This is a genomic window from Paracoccus spongiarum, from assembly GCF_030732095.1.
GTDB lineage: Bacteria > Pseudomonadota > Alphaproteobacteria > Rhodobacterales > Rhodobacteraceae > Paracoccus > Paracoccus spongiarum.
The window spans coordinates 30,627-45,697 of record NZ_JAVAMQ010000017.1; the positions used below are offsets into that span (position 1 = coordinate 30,627).

A 15,071-nucleotide genomic window follows, 5' to 3' on the forward strand; every position below is an offset into this window, starting at 1 on the left:
GCGGGCCGATCTTTCATCCCCTCATGACGCGGGGCCCGGTCTTTCCGGGGCGCCGCACATGGGTGACTGGTAAGGGGTGGCATCGTCATGCTGGACAACACGGATCTTCTCCTGCGCATCTTTGCGCCGACACTGGACGACGCGATCGCGCGAACCGCGACCGTCTCGATCGACGACCGCAGGATCGAATTCGACAATGCGCGCTTCCTGGACCTGTCGGGCGATCCCTATTTCGTGGTCGCCGCGCAGCTGGACGTGACCGGCGCGACCCTGTCCTATCGGGTCATCGACAGGCCGGGCCGCTTTCTCGATGTCGACGACGACACCGGCTTCAACGGCTATGCGATGACATTCCTGGGGCTGCGCAACGATCCTTCGCGCAGCATCCATTCGGTCGAGGTGATCGCCGGCAGCAACACGCTGGACATCCCGCTGGCCAACCTGTCTTACGACCGCGACACGATCTTCGTGAATGTCGACGGGCTGCCCTACGCCGCCGGCGCGGGCGTTGCCGCGCGGATCGGCTTTCGCGTCGCAGGCACCGGGCGCGACGATCTGCGCCGGGGCGCGGAGGGGAACGACCTGCTGCTGGGCAAAAGGGGCGACGACCGGCTGACCGGGGCCGCCGGCGACGACCTGCTGCGTGGCGGGCAGGGCGATGATGCCCTGCTGGGCGGCGCCGGCAACGACCGCCTCGAGGGGGCGGCCGGTCGCGACCGGCTGGACTCGGGGTCAGGGCGCGACCTTCTGACCGGCGGGGCGGCGGCGGATGTCTTCGTGTTCTCGGGCCGCTTCGGCGCCGACACGATCCGCGACTTCGACCCCGGCCAGCGGGGCGAGCGGATCGACCTGTCGGGGGTCCGCGCGATTGACGGGTTCGGCGACCTGCGCGCCGATCACCTGGTCCAGCGTGGCGATGACGCGGTGATCCTTGCAGGCCGCGGCAACGCGATCCGGCTTGAGGATGTCGACATCGCCGATCTGTCGGCGGGCGATTTCCTCTTCTGATCCGCGCGACCGCCCGGCACGGGACCGCCCCGCAACGAGAAACCCCGGCGCGGGGAAGGCGCCGGGGCATCAGAGAGAGGGTGTGGCCGCATCCGCCGACCACTGGGCTTCGGGGTCATAACGCCCATCCGCATCGCCGGTTCCCGCCATCGCGCCTCGCGCGGCAAGCCGCCGGAAAACGGGCGCCCTGACATGCAACGGGCCCGGCGCGCGGCCGGACCCGTGCCTGGCCGCATCCACCGGCCAGCGGGCTTTCGGACCGCCTCAGGCGACCAGGCGATAGCCGCCCGATTCCGTCACCAGCAGCCGCGCATTCGAGGGGTCGGGCTCGATCTTCTGGCGCAGGCGGTAGATATGCGTCTCCAGCGTGTGGGTGGTGACGCCGGCATTGTAGCCCCAGACCTCGTGCAGCAGCACGTCGCGCGCCACCACGCCATCCTGCGCGCGATACAGGAACTTGAGGATGTTGGTTTCCTTCTCGGTCAGCCGGATCTTGCGATCCTTCTGGTCGATCAGCATCTTCATCGCCGGCTTGAAGGTATAGGGCCCAAGCTGGAAGATCGCGTCCTCGGACTGTTCATGCGTGCGCAGCTGCGCGCGCAGCCGGGCCAGCAGCACCGGGAACTTGAAGGGCTTGGTGATGTAGTCGTTGGCCCCCGCATCCAGGCCGAGGATCGTGTCGGCATCGGTGTCATGGCCGGTCAGCATGACGATCGGGCACTTCACGTTCAGCTTGCGCAGCTTCTTGCACAGCTCGCGGCCGTCGGTGTCGGGCAGGCCGACATCCAGCACCACCAGATCGAAGATCGCACCGCGCGTCGCCTCGACCGCCCCCGCGCCGGTGCCGGCCTCGACCACGTCGAAATCCTCGGTCGCGACCAGCTGTTCGGCCAGCGCCTCGCGCAGGTCCTCTTCGTCATCGACCAGCAGGATCTTTTTCAGTCCGGGCATGCTTGCCTCCTTTGCCTCATTGCGCAAAGGAGTGGGATCGTGGCCGGCCCCCGTCCAGCTTCATGTCGGAAATCTCACATGGAGTTGTCGGGAAAAGGCACTATGTTTCAGTTTGTTTCACTTCTGGCGGCGTGCCGAACCCCGATGAGCCTGATCCCGACCCTTGCCGAAACCGTCTCGCGGGCCCGCGCCGATCTGCGCATGGGCCTGCCGGTGATGATCGGCGGCCATCTGGCCGCGGCGGTCGAGACCCTGTCGGCGGCGCGGCTGGCCGACGTCAAGACGCTGGGTCAGCCGCTGCTGGTCATCACCGGACGCCGGGCCGAGACGCTGAAGGCCCGCGCCTATGATCCCGGCATGGCACGGGTCATGCTTCCGGCCGAGGCCGATCTGGCATGGCTGCGGGCGCTGGCCGATCCGGCGGGCGATCTGATGACGCCGATGAAGGGGCCGCTGTTCACCGCCCGCGATGGCGATTCGACGCCGCATCAGGCGGCGCTGGCGCTGGCGAAATCGGCGCAGCTTCTGCCCGCCGTGCTGCTGGTGCCGGCCCATGCGCCGGCCGGCCTGACGGTGCTGGCACCGGGGCAGGTGCTGGCGCAACTGGCCGGCGAGGCGGCAATGGCGCCGGTCGCCGCCGCCCGCCTGCCGCTGCTGGCGGCCGAGAATTCGCGGCTGCACATCTTTCGCCCCGATGACGGCGGTGCCGAGCATTACGCCATCGAGATCGGCGATCCGCCCCGCGACGGCGCGGTGCTGGCGCGGCTGCATTCGGCCTGCTTCACCGGCGACGTGCTGGGCAGCCTGAAATGCGATTGCGGCCCGCAACTGCAGGCCGCGCTGGCCGCGATGGGGCAGGCCGGGGCGGGGGTGCTGCTGTATCTGAACCAGGAGGGGCGGGGCATCGGGCTGGCCAACAAGATGCGCGCCTATGCCTTGCAGAACCAGGGATTCGACACCGTCGAGGCCAATCACCGGCTGGGCTTCGAGGATGACGAGCGCGATTTCCGCATCGGCGCGGCGCTGTTGCGGCGGATGGGCTTTGCCAGCGCGCGGCTGATGACCAACAATCCGCGCAAGGTGGCGATGCTGCAGGATCACGGCATCGCGGTCAGCGAACGGGTGCCGCTGATCACCGCGCGGAACCGTCACAATACCGGCTATCTGGACACCAAGGCCGAAAAATCGGGCCACCTGCTGTGAGCCCCGAGGATCTGGTGCTGACCCCGCAGGGCATCCGGTTTCGGGGCCGGATGATTCCGTGCAGCATCGGCCGGGCCGGGATCACCGCCGACAAGCGCGAGGGCGACCGGGCCACGCCCGCCGGGCTGCACCGGATCACCGGGCTGTGGTATCGCCGCGACCGCCTGCCGCCCCCGGCGCGCTGGGCGCGGGCCATCGGGCCGGGCGACCTGTGGTGCGATGCGCCCGGCGATCCGGCCTACAACCACCACGCCCGCGCGCCGCTGGCGGCCAGCCATGAACGGCTGCGCCGCGCCGATCCGCTGTATGACCTGATCCTGACCACCGACTGGAACTGGCCCGAGGCGGTCCCGGGGCGCGGCTCGGCGATCTTCCTGCATCAGTGGCGCCGGCCGCGCCTTGGCACCGAGGGATGCATCGCCTTCGCCCGCCGCGACCTGATCTGGATCGCCCGCCACGCCACGCCGGGGACGCGGCTGATCGTGCCTCAGCCATAGTCGCGCGCCCCGAAGATGGCCGAGCCGACGCGCACATGGGTAGCGCCCTCGGCGATCGCGGCCTCGAAATCGGCGCTCATCCCCATCGAAAGCAGGGGCAGGCCGTTCTCGCCGGCCAGACGCCGCAGCAGGCGGAAATGCGGCACCGGGTCCTGATCCTCGGGCGGGATGCACATCAGCCCCTCGGGAGCCAGGCCCAGCGCGTGGCATTCGGCCAGAAAGCCCGGCAGTTCGTCGGCCAGAATGCCGGCCTTCTGCGGCTCGTCGCCGGTGTTGACCTGCACGAACAGTTGCGGGTTGCGGCTCTGATCGGCGATCTGCTGGGCCAGCTTGCGGGCCAGGCTGATGCGGTCCAGCGTGTGGATCGCATCGAACAGCGCCACCGCCGCGCGGGCCTTGTTCGATTGCAGGGGCCCGATCATGTGGACCGAGACGCCCGGATGGGCCGCGCGCCAGCCGGGCCACTTGCCCTGTGCCTCCTGCACGTAATTCTCGCCAAAGACGCGCTGGCCGGCCTGCAGCACCGCCTGCACCCGGTCGTCGGGCTGCACCTTGCTGACCGCGATCAGCGTGACCGACCCGGCGGCCCGGCCCGCGGCCTGTTCTGCCGCGGCGATGCGGCTCCTGATCTCATCCAGTCCCATGGCGCGACCAAACAAAAAGAAAAGAGCGGGCGCAAGGCCCGCTCTTTCCAAAGGACTGTGATCGCAGGGATCAGAAGTCGAAGCGCACGCCCATGTCGGCGGTCACACGCTCGTCGTAGCCACGGTGGATCGACGCACCCAGACGGGCGCCGCCCAGGTCGTAGTTCACGCCGATACCGAACGCGTTGTCGGTATCATTGCCGGCGAGGTCGTTGTTGGCGACATAGGCTTCGATGTTGGTCAGGCCATCGGCCAGGGTGTAGTCGCCATACAGCGTGAAGGTCTTGCCGGCATCCTCTGCGCTGTCATTGTCAGCGTCGAGGTAGTTCAGGCCAACGCGAGCGTTCGGCATGACGGCATAGCGGGCGCCGACGAAGTAAATGTCGTTCTCCGCAACGCCCTCACCGTCCATGACAGCGGCAGCCGACAGTTCCAGACGGTCGTTCCAAGTGTAGGATGCGGCCAAGCCGAACTCTTCGTCGTCGTCGGTCAAGCCGGACTGGTCGGGATCGACATAGGACGCGATCAGGTTCACGTCGGCGATCGTGTATTTGACCGCGATACCCACGTAATCGTCGGTCCGGCCATCGCCGTTGGCGTACTCATCGGCGTCATAGGCGAAGAACGAACCGCGGCGAACCAGGTCGCGATCATACGAACCCAGTTCCGAGCCATACAGCAGCGCAGCCGAGTCAAACGCGGTGTCGACGTTTCCGATCTCGACGGTCAGGCCCTGGCTGGTGACCCACAGCTTGCCGGCGTTCAGCTTGCCGGCGTCGTCGCTGTTCTGGTCCCACTGGATGCGGAAGCGTGCGCCGAAGTCGACGCCCTGGTCGCTCGAGGTGGCGGCGTCGATGTTCATGCGCAGACGCGAGATGATCTGCGATTCGTTGCCGGCCTGGTCTTCCGTATAGATCACGCCGGTACGGCCATAACCCGAGATGGTCACGTCGGCAGCGGCGACACCGGCGGTCAGAACCAGCGCGGTGGAGGCGATAAGAGCCTTTTTCATGGTGGTGTTCCCTCTTGTCTCTCTGATGCCCAGAACGGAAGCCCCGCTTTGGGTATGGATCGTGTTTCCTCCTTTCGATCCGGCGATGCAACGGATTCACCACGCTGCGAAAATCATTGGTCATTTCTGTGATGCACATGGGCCACACATTCCGGTGAGGTCGCGCCGCGCGGCCACCCTGCACCGCCAGCGCGGGGCGCCAAGGCGCTTGTGGCAGCCGGGCGTTCCGGGCTAAAGCTGCGGGCGACGGGAAGAACCGGGGGATCGCATGAACACCGCACGCGCCGCGCGCCTGATCATCGCAACGACGCTTTGCGCCGCGCTGGCCGGCTGCGGAGGCAGCCGCGGACGCGACGCGTCGCCGGGCGAGATCGACCGCGAACTGCGCCCCGAGGCGCGCACCACCACGATCTGGGACCTGTTCTCGAACAGCGAGAACCCCAACAGCACCGTCGCGGTGAACAAGTATCTGTGGAATGCCAGCCTCGAGGTGCTGGACTTCCTGCCTGTGCAGACGGTCGATCCCTTCACCGGCGTCATCGTCACCGGCTATGGCACGCCGCCGGGCGGCGGGCGCAGCTATCGCGCCACCGTCAAGATCGCCGATCCGGCGCTGGATGCACGCAGCCTGAAGCTGTCGTTGCAGGGTCCGGGCGGCGCGGCCGTGGCGCCCGGCACCGCGCGGGCGGTCGAGGATGCGATCCTGACCCGCGCCCGGCAGTTGCGCATCCGCGACGGCCGCCTGTAAGGGTCCCACGGCACGGCTGGACCTGATCCCGCCGGCCCTATACATCCTGCGGGCAACAACCGACGCCCGAGGACTGCCCGATGCCCTATGATCCCGCCACCGCAGAAGCCCGCTGGCAAAAGGCCTGGGCCGATGCCGGCAGCTTTGCCGCGATCCGCGACGACCGCCCGAAATATTACGTGCTCGAGATGTTCCCCTATCCATCGGGGCGCATCCACATGGGCCATGTGCGCAACTACACGATGGGCGACGTGGTGGCGCGGTTCAAGCGGGCGCAGGGCTTTTCGGTGCTGCACCCGATGGGTTGGGACGCCTTCGGCATGCCCGCCGAGAATGCCGCGATGGAGCAGGGCGGCCATCCGCGCGACTGGACCTATGCCAATATCGCCACCATGCGCGACCAGTTGAAGCCGCTGGGTCTGTCGATCGACTGGAGCCGCGAATTCGCCACCTGCGACGATGATTACGTCGCCCAGCAGCAGGCGCTGTTCCTGGATTTCCTCGATGCCGGGCTGATCACCCGCAAGTCGGCGCAGGTGAACTGGGACCCGGTCGACATGACGGTGCTGGCCAATGAACAGGTGATCGACGGCAAGGGCTGGCGGTCGGGCGCCACGGTCCAGCGCCGCGAACTGACCCAGTGGTTTTTCCGCATCAGCGACTATTCCGATGAGTTGCTGTCGGCGCTGGACGGGCTGTCGGGCTGGCCCGAGAAGGTGCGGCTGATGCAGGCCAACTGGATCGGCAAGTCGCGCGGGCTGCAATTCCGCTTCGACACCGTGGACGCCCCCGAGGCATTCGCGACGATCGAGGTCTATACGACCCGCCCGGACACGCTGATGGGTGCCAGTTTCCTGGCGCTGTCGCCCGACCACCCGCTGGTCCGCGACCTTGCCGCCGCCGATCCGGCCGTCGCCGCCTTCGTCGAGGAATGCCGCAAGATCGGGACCACCGAGGAAGCGATCGAGACCGCGCCCAAGCTGGGCTTCGACACCGGGCTGACGGTGGCGCACCCGCTGGACCCGGACTGGCACCTGCCGATCTGGATCGCGAATTTCGTGCTGATGGATTATGGCACCGGCGCCATCTTCGGCAGCCCGGCGCATGACGAGCGCGACCATGAATTCGCCACCAAATACGGCCTGCCGATCCGCGCCACCTTCGGCGAGGCGGGGATGAGCCGCGAACAGGCCGATGCGCTGGTCGCCAACGCGCCCTATGTGCCGATGAAATCCGAACCCGTGACCTATGTGCGCGGCTTCGCCGGCCCGGCCGACCAGACCGGAGAGGCCGCCGTCGATGCCGCCATCGCCCATGCCGAGGCGCAGGGCTATGGCGCAGGCGTGACCAAGTTCCGCCTGCGCGACTGGGGCATCTCGCGGCAGCGATACTGGGGCTGCCCGATCCCGGTCCTGCATTGCGATGCCTGCGGCACCGTCCCCGAGGCCAAGGCGAACCTGCCCGTGCTGCTGCCGCGCGATGTCGGCTTCGACCAGCCCGGCAACCCGCTGGACCGCCATCCGTCCTGGCGGCAGGCCACCTGCCCGCAATGCGGCGGGGCGGCGCTGCGCGAGACGGACACGATGGACACCTTCGTCGATTCGTCCTGGTATTATGCCCGCTTCACCAGCCCCCATGCCGCCACCCCGACCGACCGGGCGGATGCCGATTACTGGATGAATGTGGACCAGTATATCGGCGGCATCGAACACGCGATCCTGCATCTGCTGTATTCGCGCTTCTTCGCCCGCGCGATGGTCAGGACCGGGCACCTGCCCGACAGCGCGAAGGAACCCTTCGACGCGCTGTTCACGCAAGGCATGGTCACGCACGAGATCTACATGACCCGCGACGAGCGCGGCCGTCCCCTCTATCACCTGCCCGAGGACGTGATCGACGGGCGGCTGGCCGATGGCACGCCGGTGGACGTCATCCCCTCGGCCAAGATGTCGAAGTCGAAGAAGAACGTCGTCGATCCGGTGAACATCGTCGCCAGCTTCGGCGCCGACACGGCGCGCTGGTTCATGCTGTCCGACAGCCCGCCCGAACGCGACGTGGAATGGACCGCCGCCGGGGCCGAGGCCGCGCACAAGTTCCTGTCCCGCGTGTTCCGGCTGGCCGAGGATGCGCCCGCGACGGGCGGCGACGACCCCGACCTGACCCGCAGCGCCCATCGCGCCATTGCCGAGGTGACGAAATCCATCGAGGGTTTTGCCTTCAACAAGGCCGTCGCCCGGCTTTACGAACTGGCCAATGCCATCGGCAGGTCCGGCGCCGGCGGCGACGCGCGGCGCGCGGTGCTGCGGATCATGGCGCAACTGATGGCGCCGATGGTGCCGCATCTGGCGGAAGAGGTCTGGGCCCATGCCGGCGGGCAGGGCATGGTCGTCGATGCGCCCTGGCCCAAGCCCGATCCGGCGATGCTGCAGGACGACACGGTGATCCTGCCGATCCAGATCAACGGCAAGCGCCGGGCCGAGATCAGCGTGGCCAGGGACATGCCCAAGGACCAGATCGAGGCGCTGGTGCTGGCCGATGAAACCGTGCGGCGCTTTCTGGAAGGGGCCGCGCCGAAGAAGCTGATCGTGGTGCCGGGGCGGATCGTCAATGTCGTCGCCTGAGCGCCTGACACGCCGCGCGGCCCTGCTGGGCCTGCTGGCGGTCGCGGCCTGCGGGCTGACGCCGGTCTATGGCCCGCAGGGCGCCGGCACCCGGCTGTTCGGGAAGCTGCGCCCCCGCGACCCGGTGACGTTCCAGGACTTCGCCTTCAACCGCCGGCTGGCCGAACGGCTGGGGCCCGAGGATGCGGCGATCTACGATCTGGATTACCGCCTCAGCGTCGGGGTGGTGCCGCAGGCGATCACCCCCGACGAGGTGACGACCCGCTATGCGCTGAACGGCACCGCCGATTTCGCGCTGACCGACCGCGCCGGCCGGGTGCTGGCCGAGGGGCGGGTCAGCAGCTTCACCTCGTATTCCACCACCGGCACGACCATCGCCACGCTGACCGCCGAGGGCGATGCCCGCGAAAGGCTGGCGCGGATGCTGGCCGATCAGGTGGTCACGCGGCTGCTGGCGGCGGCGGGCAGCCTGCCCGAATGAACCTCAAGGGCGCGGAAATCGCCCGCTATCTGGCGCGGCCCGACCCCTCGCGCCCGGCGCTGCTGATCTACGGGCAGGACGCGATGCGGGTGGCGCTGAAGCGCGCCGAGGCGGTGGCGGCGCTGGTCGGCGCCAGGGCCGACGAGGAGATGCGCATGACCCGGATGGCCGGCGGCGGGCTGAAGAAGGACCCGGCCGCCCTGCTGGATGCGATCAAGGAGGTCGGCTTCTTTCCCGGCCCGCGGGTGGTTCTGGTCGAGGATACGCCCGACAGCGCGGCGGATGCGGTGGCGGCGGCGCTGTCGGACTGGCGCGCGGGCGATGCGGTGATCGTGGTGACGGCGGGCGGGCTGGCCAGGTCCTCGGCCCTGCGCAAGCTGTTCGAGGCGCATCGCGAGGCGGTCGCGGCGCCGATCTATGACGACCCGCCCGGCGACGAGGAAATCGCCCGCTGGCTGGCCGATGCCGGCCTGCGCGAGGTGCCGCGCGAGGCGATGCGCGATCTGGGCCTGCTGGCCCGCGCGCTGGACCCCGGCGATTTCCGCCAGACCGTCGAAAAGATCGGGCTTTACAAGCATGGCGATCCGACGCCGCTGAGTTCGGACGAGGTCGCGCTGATGGCGCCGGCGACCATCGAGGCCGATCTGGACGAACTGCTGCATGTCGTGGCCGAGGGGCGGTCCGACGAATTCGGGCCTCTGATGCGCCGCATCGAGGGGCAGGGCACGGCGCCGGTGACGCTGGCCATCGCCGCGTTGCGCCATTTTCGGGCGCTGTATCTGGCCGCCGCCGATCCGCAGGGACCCGGCGCGGGGCTGTCGCGGATGCGCCCGCCGGTCTTCGGGCCGCGCCGCGACCGGATGGCCCGGCAGGCGCAGGGCTGGGGCGTCGGCCCGCTGGAAGAAGCCGTGCGCAGCCTGCTGGATACCGACCTGACGCTGCGCAGCGCCAGCCGCGCGCCGCAGATGGCGCTGATCGAACGCGCGCTGATCCGGCTGGCGATGGTGGCGCGGGGCCGCAGGTGAGCGAGGCGGTCGATGCGCTGGTGATCGGCGCCGGGCCAGCCGGGCTGATGGCCGCCGAGGTGATGGCCGCGTCCGGGCGAAGGGTGGTGGTGGCCGAGGCGATGCCCACGCCGGCGCGCAAGTTCCTGATGGCCGGGAAATCCGGGCTGAACCTGACGCGGGACGAGCCGGCCGATCTGTTCGCGACACGGTTTGGCGGCAGCACCGGGGGCCTCCTGCCCCCGGACCCCCGGGGATATTTGGGCACAGAAGATGCGGCATTTGGCCCCGCCGAGGTGATGGCCTGGGCGCGGGGGCTGGGGATCTCGCTGTTCACAGGCTCGACCGGGCGGGTGTTTCCGGTGGGCATGAAGGCCTCGCCGCTGCTGCGGGCCTGGCTGGGCCGGCTGCGCGAGGCCGGGGTCGAGTTGCGGACCGGCTGGCGCTGGGCGGCAATCGGTGGCGGGTTCGGGTTTGCAACGGCCGAGGGGCCGCGCGTCCTGCGCCCCGCCGTCGCTGTCCTGGCGCTTGGCGGGGCCAGCTGGCCGCGGCTTGGATCGGATGCGCGCTGGGTGGAGATGCTGCGCGCCGCGGGTGTGGGCATCGCGCCCTTCCGGCCCGCCAACATGGGGTTGCGGGTGGGCTGGTCGGTGCAGATGCGGCGGCATCTGGGGGCGGCGGTCAAGGGGGTCGCGATCCATGCCGGCGGGCAGGTCAGCCGGGGCGAATGGGTGATCGCCCGGCAGGGCATCGAGGGCGGCGGCGTCTATGCGGTGGCGGCGGCGCTGCGCGACGGCGCGGCGGGCCATGTCGATCTGGCCCCTGATCTGGACCTTGCGGCACTGACCGCGCGCTTTCAGCGGCCCCAGGGCCGTCTGTCGCTGGGAAACCGGCTGCGGCGGGTGCTGGGCGACCCGGTCAAGGTGGCACTGCTGCTGGAATGGGGGGCGCCGCTGCCCGATACGCCCGCCGCCTGGGCCGAGCGGGCCAAGTCGCTGCCGCTGCGCCATGACGGGCCGATGGGGCTGGACCGGGCGATCTCGTCGGCGGGCGGAATCGTCGCGGATGCCGTCACCGCCGATCTGGAACTTCGCGCCCTGCCGGGGGTCTTCGCGGCCGGCGAGATGCTGGACTGGGAGGCGCCGACCGGGGGCTATCTGCTGACCGGCTGCCTTGCGACGGGCCGTCTGGCGGGACTTGCGGCGGCGCGGCATCGATCTGTTGCATGAAGGCAACAGTCGCGGGCGTCACGCGCATGTCGGAGACAGTCACGCCGTCTTGCCCTATGCTGGCGTCATGGGAGGAAACCACGCCCCGCAAGGAAAGGGTTTCCAATGGCTCACACGATCACCGACTTTTCCCCGGAGATCCGCCAGCGCATCGACGCCGCCTTCGCCCGCATCGGCCAGGGCCTGAACGCCTATGTCGAGACCCGCGCGCGCCGCGACCGGATCGAGGCGCTGGAGGCGAAATCCGACGAGGAGCTGGCCCGCATGGGCCTGACCCGCGACGGCATCATCGCCCATGTCTTTCGCGACATGATCTGGATGTAGCGGCCGGGCTACAGGGCGGCGGCGCGCCGGAAGGCGGGCCGCTGGCGCATCCGGTCGAGATAGGCGGTCAGCCGCGCCTCGACCACCGGAAAGCGCGCCGTCAGCGCCCAGGTCAGGCAATGGGTCAGGATGATGTCGGGCACGGTCATCGTCTCGCCCATCACGAAATCGCCCTCGGCCATCCGGTGGACCAGGGTGCGCTGGCTGCGTTCGAATTCCCATCGCAGGGTGTTCTTGATGGCGCTGAGGCGCATCTCCTCGGGCAGCACGAAGCTGTGCCGCGCCGCAAGCCACAGCGCGGCGTCGAATTCGTCCAGCAGAAACTGCGTGAGGCTGTCCTGCCGGGCCCGGTCCAGCGTGCCGGCGGGGTAGCTGAGGCGGCCGTGCCGGTCGGCCAGATAGGTCAGGATCGCCGTCGAATCGGTGATCGGCGTGCCGTCGTCGATCAGCACCGGCACCTTGCCGGCGGGATTGAACGCGACCACGCCCTCGCCATGCGGATTGGCGGGGATGTGGCGATAGGGCTGGCCAAGCTCTTCCAGCATCCACAGCACGCGCAGGCTGCGACTGCCGACGGTGCCAATGACGGTATAGGGCGCGGCCGGGTCGCGGCTGTCGGGGCGGGGGGTCATTCCTGCCACTCCATCACCATCTGCGTCTGGGTGACGATCGCCGCCACCTTGCCGTCGCCGCGCGTCACCACGCTCTGCCAGACCTGCGTGGTGCGGCCGCGATGCAGCGGGGTCGCGGTGGCCCGGGCCACGTCGCCCACCCGGATCGGGCGCAGGAAGTTGGTCTTGCTTTCGATGGTCGTCGTGGCGCGCGCGCGCGGGATGTTCAGCAGCGTGCCGGTGCCGCCGGCATTGTCGGCCAGCCCCATGATCGCGCCGCCATGCAGCACGTTGTTGTTGTTGGCCAGCGCCTGCGTCACCACCATCTCGAAGATCACCTCGTCGGGTCCGGCCAGCACCACCCGTGCCCCCAGATGCCGCGCGAAAGCCGAGCCGATCTCGTCGATCCGCCGCGCCGAGCCGTCCTGATCGCGCATCTGCCCCCCGATTGCCGCCCCCGCCATTGGGGCGCGAAAGCGCGGGATTGGCAAGGGGCTGCGGATGAGGGGCTGCGGATGAGGGGCTGCGGATGAGGGGCTGCGGATGAGGGGCTGCGGATGAGGGGCTGCGGATCGGGCCCTGCGGATCAGGCCCTGCGGCAGGAGACCAGCTGGGCGCGATACATCTCGGCCCGCTGTCCGACGCGGCCGGCCACCCGCACCAGCCAGCTCTTGCCCAGGTAGGACCGCCGCGCAAAGCCCGAGCGCCCCTCGTGATAGGCCAGGTATTGCGAGGTGGCATCCCATTTCGAGATCCCCAGCGCCTGCGACGATCCGTGCATGTACCAGCCCATGAAGTCGGTGGCGTCGCGGATGTCGTCGCGCCGGGCGCGGCGGTTGCCGGTCTCCTGCACATATTCCTCCCAGGTGCCGTCCAGCGCCTGGCTGTAGCCATAGGCGCTGCTTTGCCGGCCGATGGGGATGACCCCAAGCGCATATTGATGCGGCGTGCGGGCGTCGCCCACGAATTTCGATTCCTGGTGGATCGAGGCCATCTGCACATGGATCGGCACGCCCCAGCGGCGCTCGGCGGCCTTCATCGCGCGGTAATAGGCCGGACGCTCGGCCACCAGCGCGCAGGCATTGTCCAGATTGCGCGGCGCCTCGTAACTGCCGCCGCCGCATGACGCAACCAGGCCCACGATGGCGAGTTTCAGAAGCCTGTTCATCCTGCCCTCTTGTCGTTTTCCCGAGATACTACGGAAAAACACGCTGAGGTGAAATCACAAAGCCAGGCGTCAGACCGACAGCACCGCCCGGACCGCCCGTTGCCACGCGGAATACCGCCGGTCGCGGGTCGCGGCATCCATGGCCGGCCTGAACCGCCGGTCCAGCCGCCAGGCCCTGGCGTAATCCTGCGGGCCGGGGCAGATCCCGGCCTTCCAGCCGGCCAGCCAGGCGGCGCCCTGGGCCGTCGTCTCGGTGTTCTCGGGGCGGTCCACCGGCGCGCCGATGATGTCGGCCAGGAACTGCATCGCCGGCTCGCTGGCGGTCATGCCGCCATCGACGCGCAGCACCGCATCGCCCGTGCCCTGCCAGTCGGCGCGCATCGCCTCCAGCAGGTCGCGGGTCTGGAAACCCACGCTTTCCAGCGCGGCGCGGGCGAACTCGGCGGGGCCGGTGTTGCGGGTCAACCCGAAGATGGCGCCGCGCGCCTCGGGCGCCCAGTGCGGTGCGCCAAGGCCGGTGAAGGCCGGCACCATGATGATCTGCTGGCCATCAGCGGCACGCGCGGACAGCGCCCCGGTCTCGCCGGCCTCGCGGATCAGCTTCAGCCCGTCGCGCAGCCATTGCACCACCGCGCCGGCGATGAAGATGCTGCCCTCCAGCGCATAGGTCGTCCGGCCGTCCAGCCGATAGGCCACCGTGGTCAGCAGCCGGTTCTGCGACCGCACCGCCCGGTCGCCGGTGTTCAGCAGCGCGAAACAGCCGGTGCCATAGGTCGATTTCATCATGCCGGGATCGAAGCAGGCCTGCCCCACGGTCGCCGCCTGCTGGTCGCCGGCGACGCCCAAGATCGGGATCTCGCGGCCGAACAGGTCGGGGCGGGTCATGCCGAAATCATCGGCGCAGTCGCGCAGCTCGGGCAGCAGCGCGGGCGGCACGTCGAACAGCCGGCACATCTCGTCGGACCAGTCGCCCTTGTGGATGTCATAGAGAAGGGTGCGGCTGGCATTGGTGGCGTCGGTCACATGCGACCGCCCGCCGGTGAGTTTCCAGATCAGGAAGCTGTCGACCGTGCCGAAGGCCAGTTCGCCCGCCTCGGCGCGGGCGCGGGCGCCTTCGACATGGTCCAGCATCCAGGCGATCTTGGTGGCGCTGAAATAGGGGTCCAGCAGCAGGCCGGTGGTGTCGGTCACCTGATCCTCGACGCCGTCGTCGCGCAGCCTGGCGCACAGATCGGCGGTGCGGCGGTCCTGCCAGACGATGGCCTTGTGAATGGGCTGGCCGGTCTCGCGGTCCCAGATCAGCACGGTCTCGCGCTGGTTAGTGATGCCGATGGCGTCGATGCGCGGGTTCTCGGCCTTCTCGATGGCGCCGCGGGCGGTGGCGGCGCTGGTGGTCCAGATGTCGTCGGGATCATGCTCGACCCAGCCCGAGCGCGGGAAATGCTGGGGAAATTCCTGCTGGGCCGAGGCGATCACCCGCAGGTCGTCGCTGAACACCAGCGCCCGCGACGAGGTGGTGCCCTGATCCATCGCCAGAATTGTCATCGCATGGCCTCCGTGCTTGCGGGCG

The 15,071-nt window shown here is 69.2% G+C and carries 16 protein-coding genes; 9 read left to right on the forward strand and 7 right to left on the reverse strand.

All coding sequences use genetic code 11. The annotated features are described in order from the left end of the window. Positions 1-87 precede the first annotated feature (87 nt). Positions 88-1,008, forward strand: a complete 921-nt coding sequence (locus tag Q5Y72_RS15475) for a calcium-binding protein (RefSeq protein WP_305964328.1) — start codon at positions 88-90, stop codon at positions 1,006-1,008. Positions 1,009-1,272: 264 nt separating this feature from the next. Here Q5Y72_RS15475 and Q5Y72_RS15480 read toward each other — a convergent pair whose 3' ends face one another. After that, positions 1,273-1,959, reverse strand: coding sequence for a response regulator transcription factor (locus Q5Y72_RS15480; protein ID WP_305964329.1), 687 nt, complete (start codon positions 1,957-1,959; stop codon positions 1,273-1,275). Between the two features lie 144 nt (positions 1,960-2,103). Between Q5Y72_RS15480 and ribA the strand changes: the two genes are divergently transcribed. Both ribA and Q5Y72_RS15490 read left to right on the forward strand, forming a co-directional pair. Then, complete coding sequence (ribA, locus tag Q5Y72_RS15485) at positions 2,104-3,162, forward strand: GTP cyclohydrolase II (protein ID WP_305964330.1); 1,059 nt, start codon at positions 2,104-2,106, stop codon at positions 3,160-3,162. Beyond that, positions 3,159-3,659 (forward strand): L,D-transpeptidase family protein, encoded by a 501-nt coding sequence (locus Q5Y72_RS15490; protein ID WP_305964331.1) that lies wholly within the window; start codon positions 3,159-3,161, stop codon positions 3,657-3,659. The genes ribA and Q5Y72_RS15490 overlap by 4 nt, the downstream gene beginning before the upstream one ends. Here Q5Y72_RS15490 and Q5Y72_RS15495 read toward each other — a convergent pair. After that, positions 3,650-4,303, reverse strand: a complete 654-nt coding sequence (locus tag Q5Y72_RS15495) for a YggS family pyridoxal phosphate-dependent enzyme (RefSeq protein WP_305964332.1) — start codon at positions 4,301-4,303, stop codon at positions 3,650-3,652. The two genes, Q5Y72_RS15490 and Q5Y72_RS15495, sit on opposite strands and share 10 nt — an antisense overlap. 70 nt (positions 4,304-4,373) lie before the next feature. Further along, positions 4,374-5,315: a porin gene (locus Q5Y72_RS15500; protein WP_305964333.1), complete on the reverse strand. Its 942-nt coding sequence runs from the start codon at positions 5,313-5,315 to the stop codon at positions 4,374-4,376. A 268-nt stretch (positions 5,316-5,583) separates the two neighbouring features. On the opposite strand from Q5Y72_RS15500, the gene Q5Y72_RS15505 reads away from it, so the two are divergent. From Q5Y72_RS15505 to Q5Y72_RS15530, 6 genes are all read left to right on the forward strand, one after another. Further along, entirely contained in the window at positions 5,584-6,063 is a 480-nt protein-coding gene (locus tag Q5Y72_RS15505) for a DUF3576 domain-containing protein (RefSeq protein WP_305964334.1), read from the forward strand. 80 nt (positions 6,064-6,143) lie between these two features. Further along, positions 6,144-8,684 (forward strand): leucine--tRNA ligase, encoded by a 2,541-nt coding sequence (gene leuS / locus Q5Y72_RS15510; protein ID WP_305964336.1) that lies wholly within the window; start codon positions 6,144-6,146, stop codon positions 8,682-8,684. Further along, the gene (gene lptE, locus Q5Y72_RS15515) at positions 8,671-9,165 is read left to right on the forward strand and encodes an LPS assembly lipoprotein LptE (protein ID WP_305964337.1); all 495 of its coding nucleotides are present in this window, start codon (positions 8,671-8,673) and stop codon (positions 9,163-9,165) included. Before leuS ends, lptE begins: the two co-directional genes overlap by 14 nt. Beyond that, a complete protein-coding gene (holA, locus tag Q5Y72_RS15520; RefSeq protein ID WP_305964338.1) occupies positions 9,162-10,190 on the forward strand; it encodes a DNA polymerase III subunit delta in 1,029 nt (342 codons plus the stop codon). The genes lptE and holA overlap by 4 nt, the downstream gene beginning before the upstream one ends. 47 nt (positions 10,191-10,237) lie before the next feature. Continuing rightward, positions 10,238-11,398, forward strand: a complete 1,161-nt coding sequence (locus tag Q5Y72_RS15525; RefSeq protein ID WP_371930845.1) for a TIGR03862 family flavoprotein — start codon at positions 10,238-10,240, stop codon at positions 11,396-11,398. A 105-nt stretch (positions 11,399-11,503) separates the two neighbouring features. Continuing rightward, positions 11,504-11,722: a hypothetical protein gene (locus Q5Y72_RS15530; RefSeq protein ID WP_305964340.1), complete on the forward strand. Its 219-nt coding sequence runs from the start codon at positions 11,504-11,506 to the stop codon at positions 11,720-11,722. An 8-nt stretch (positions 11,723-11,730) separates the two neighbouring features. On the opposite strand, the gene Q5Y72_RS15535 is transcribed toward Q5Y72_RS15530, so the two are convergent. The 4 genes from Q5Y72_RS15535 to glpK all read right to left on the reverse strand — a co-directional run bounded on the left by Q5Y72_RS15535 (position 11,731) and on the right by glpK (position 15,046). Next, positions 11,731-12,354 (reverse strand): glutathione S-transferase family protein, encoded by a 624-nt coding sequence (locus Q5Y72_RS15535; RefSeq protein WP_305964341.1) that lies wholly within the window; start codon positions 12,352-12,354, stop codon positions 11,731-11,733. Further along, the gene (locus tag Q5Y72_RS15540) at positions 12,351-12,797 is read right to left on the reverse strand and encodes a PaaI family thioesterase (RefSeq protein WP_305964342.1); all 447 of its coding nucleotides are present in this window, start codon (positions 12,795-12,797) and stop codon (positions 12,351-12,353) included. The genes Q5Y72_RS15535 and Q5Y72_RS15540 overlap by 4 nt, the downstream gene beginning before the upstream one ends. Positions 12,798-12,919: 122 nt before the next feature. After that, entirely contained in the window at positions 12,920-13,501 is a 582-nt protein-coding gene (locus Q5Y72_RS15545; protein ID WP_305964343.1) for a transglycosylase SLT domain-containing protein, read from the reverse strand. A 69-nt stretch (positions 13,502-13,570) separates the two neighbouring features. Continuing rightward, positions 13,571-15,046 (reverse strand): glycerol kinase GlpK, encoded by a 1,476-nt coding sequence (glpK, locus tag Q5Y72_RS15550; protein ID WP_305964344.1) that lies wholly within the window; start codon positions 15,044-15,046, stop codon positions 13,571-13,573. Between the last annotated feature and the right edge of the window lie 25 nt (positions 15,047-15,071).

Coding starts and splice junctions, on each gene's coding strand:
- Q5Y72_RS15475 (WP_305964328.1), top strand. CDS start 88: ATGCTGGACAACACGGATCTTCTCCTGCGCATCTTTGCGCCGACACTG.
- Q5Y72_RS15480 (WP_305964329.1), bottom strand. CDS start 1,959: ATGCCCGGACTGAAAAAGATCCTGCTGGTCGATGACGAAGAGGACCTG.
- ribA (WP_305964330.1), top strand. CDS start 2,104: ATGAGCCTGATCCCGACCCTTGCCGAAACCGTCTCGCGGGCCCGCGCC.
- Q5Y72_RS15495 (WP_305964332.1), bottom strand. CDS start 4,303: ATGGGACTGGATGAGATCAGGAGCCGCATCGCCGCGGCAGAACAGGCC.
- Q5Y72_RS15500 (WP_305964333.1), bottom strand. CDS start 5,315: ATGAAAAAGGCTCTTATCGCCTCCACCGCGCTGGTTCTGACCGCCGGT.
- Q5Y72_RS15505 (WP_305964334.1), top strand. CDS start 5,584: ATGAACACCGCACGCGCCGCGCGCCTGATCATCGCAACGACGCTTTGC.
- leuS (WP_305964336.1), top strand. CDS start 6,144: ATGCCCTATGATCCCGCCACCGCAGAAGCCCGCTGGCAAAAGGCCTGG.
- lptE (WP_305964337.1), top strand. CDS start 8,671: ATGTCGTCGCCTGAGCGCCTGACACGCCGCGCGGCCCTGCTGGGCCTG.
- holA (WP_305964338.1), top strand. CDS start 9,162: ATGAACCTCAAGGGCGCGGAAATCGCCCGCTATCTGGCGCGGCCCGAC.
- Q5Y72_RS15525 (WP_371930845.1), top strand. CDS start 10,238: ATGGCCGCCGAGGTGATGGCCGCGTCCGGGCGAAGGGTGGTGGTGGCC.
- Q5Y72_RS15530 (WP_305964340.1), top strand. CDS start 11,504: ATGGCTCACACGATCACCGACTTTTCCCCGGAGATCCGCCAGCGCATC.
- Q5Y72_RS15535 (WP_305964341.1), bottom strand. CDS start 12,354: ATGACCCCCCGCCCCGACAGCCGCGACCCGGCCGCGCCCTATACCGTC.
- Q5Y72_RS15540 (WP_305964342.1), bottom strand. CDS start 12,797: ATGGCGGGGGCGGCAATCGGGGGGCAGATGCGCGATCAGGACGGCTCG.
- Q5Y72_RS15545 (WP_305964343.1), bottom strand. CDS start 13,501: ATGAACAGGCTTCTGAAACTCGCCATCGTGGGCCTGGTTGCGTCATGC.
- glpK (WP_305964344.1), bottom strand. CDS start 15,046: ATGACAATTCTGGCGATGGATCAGGGCACCACCTCGTCGCGGGCGCTG.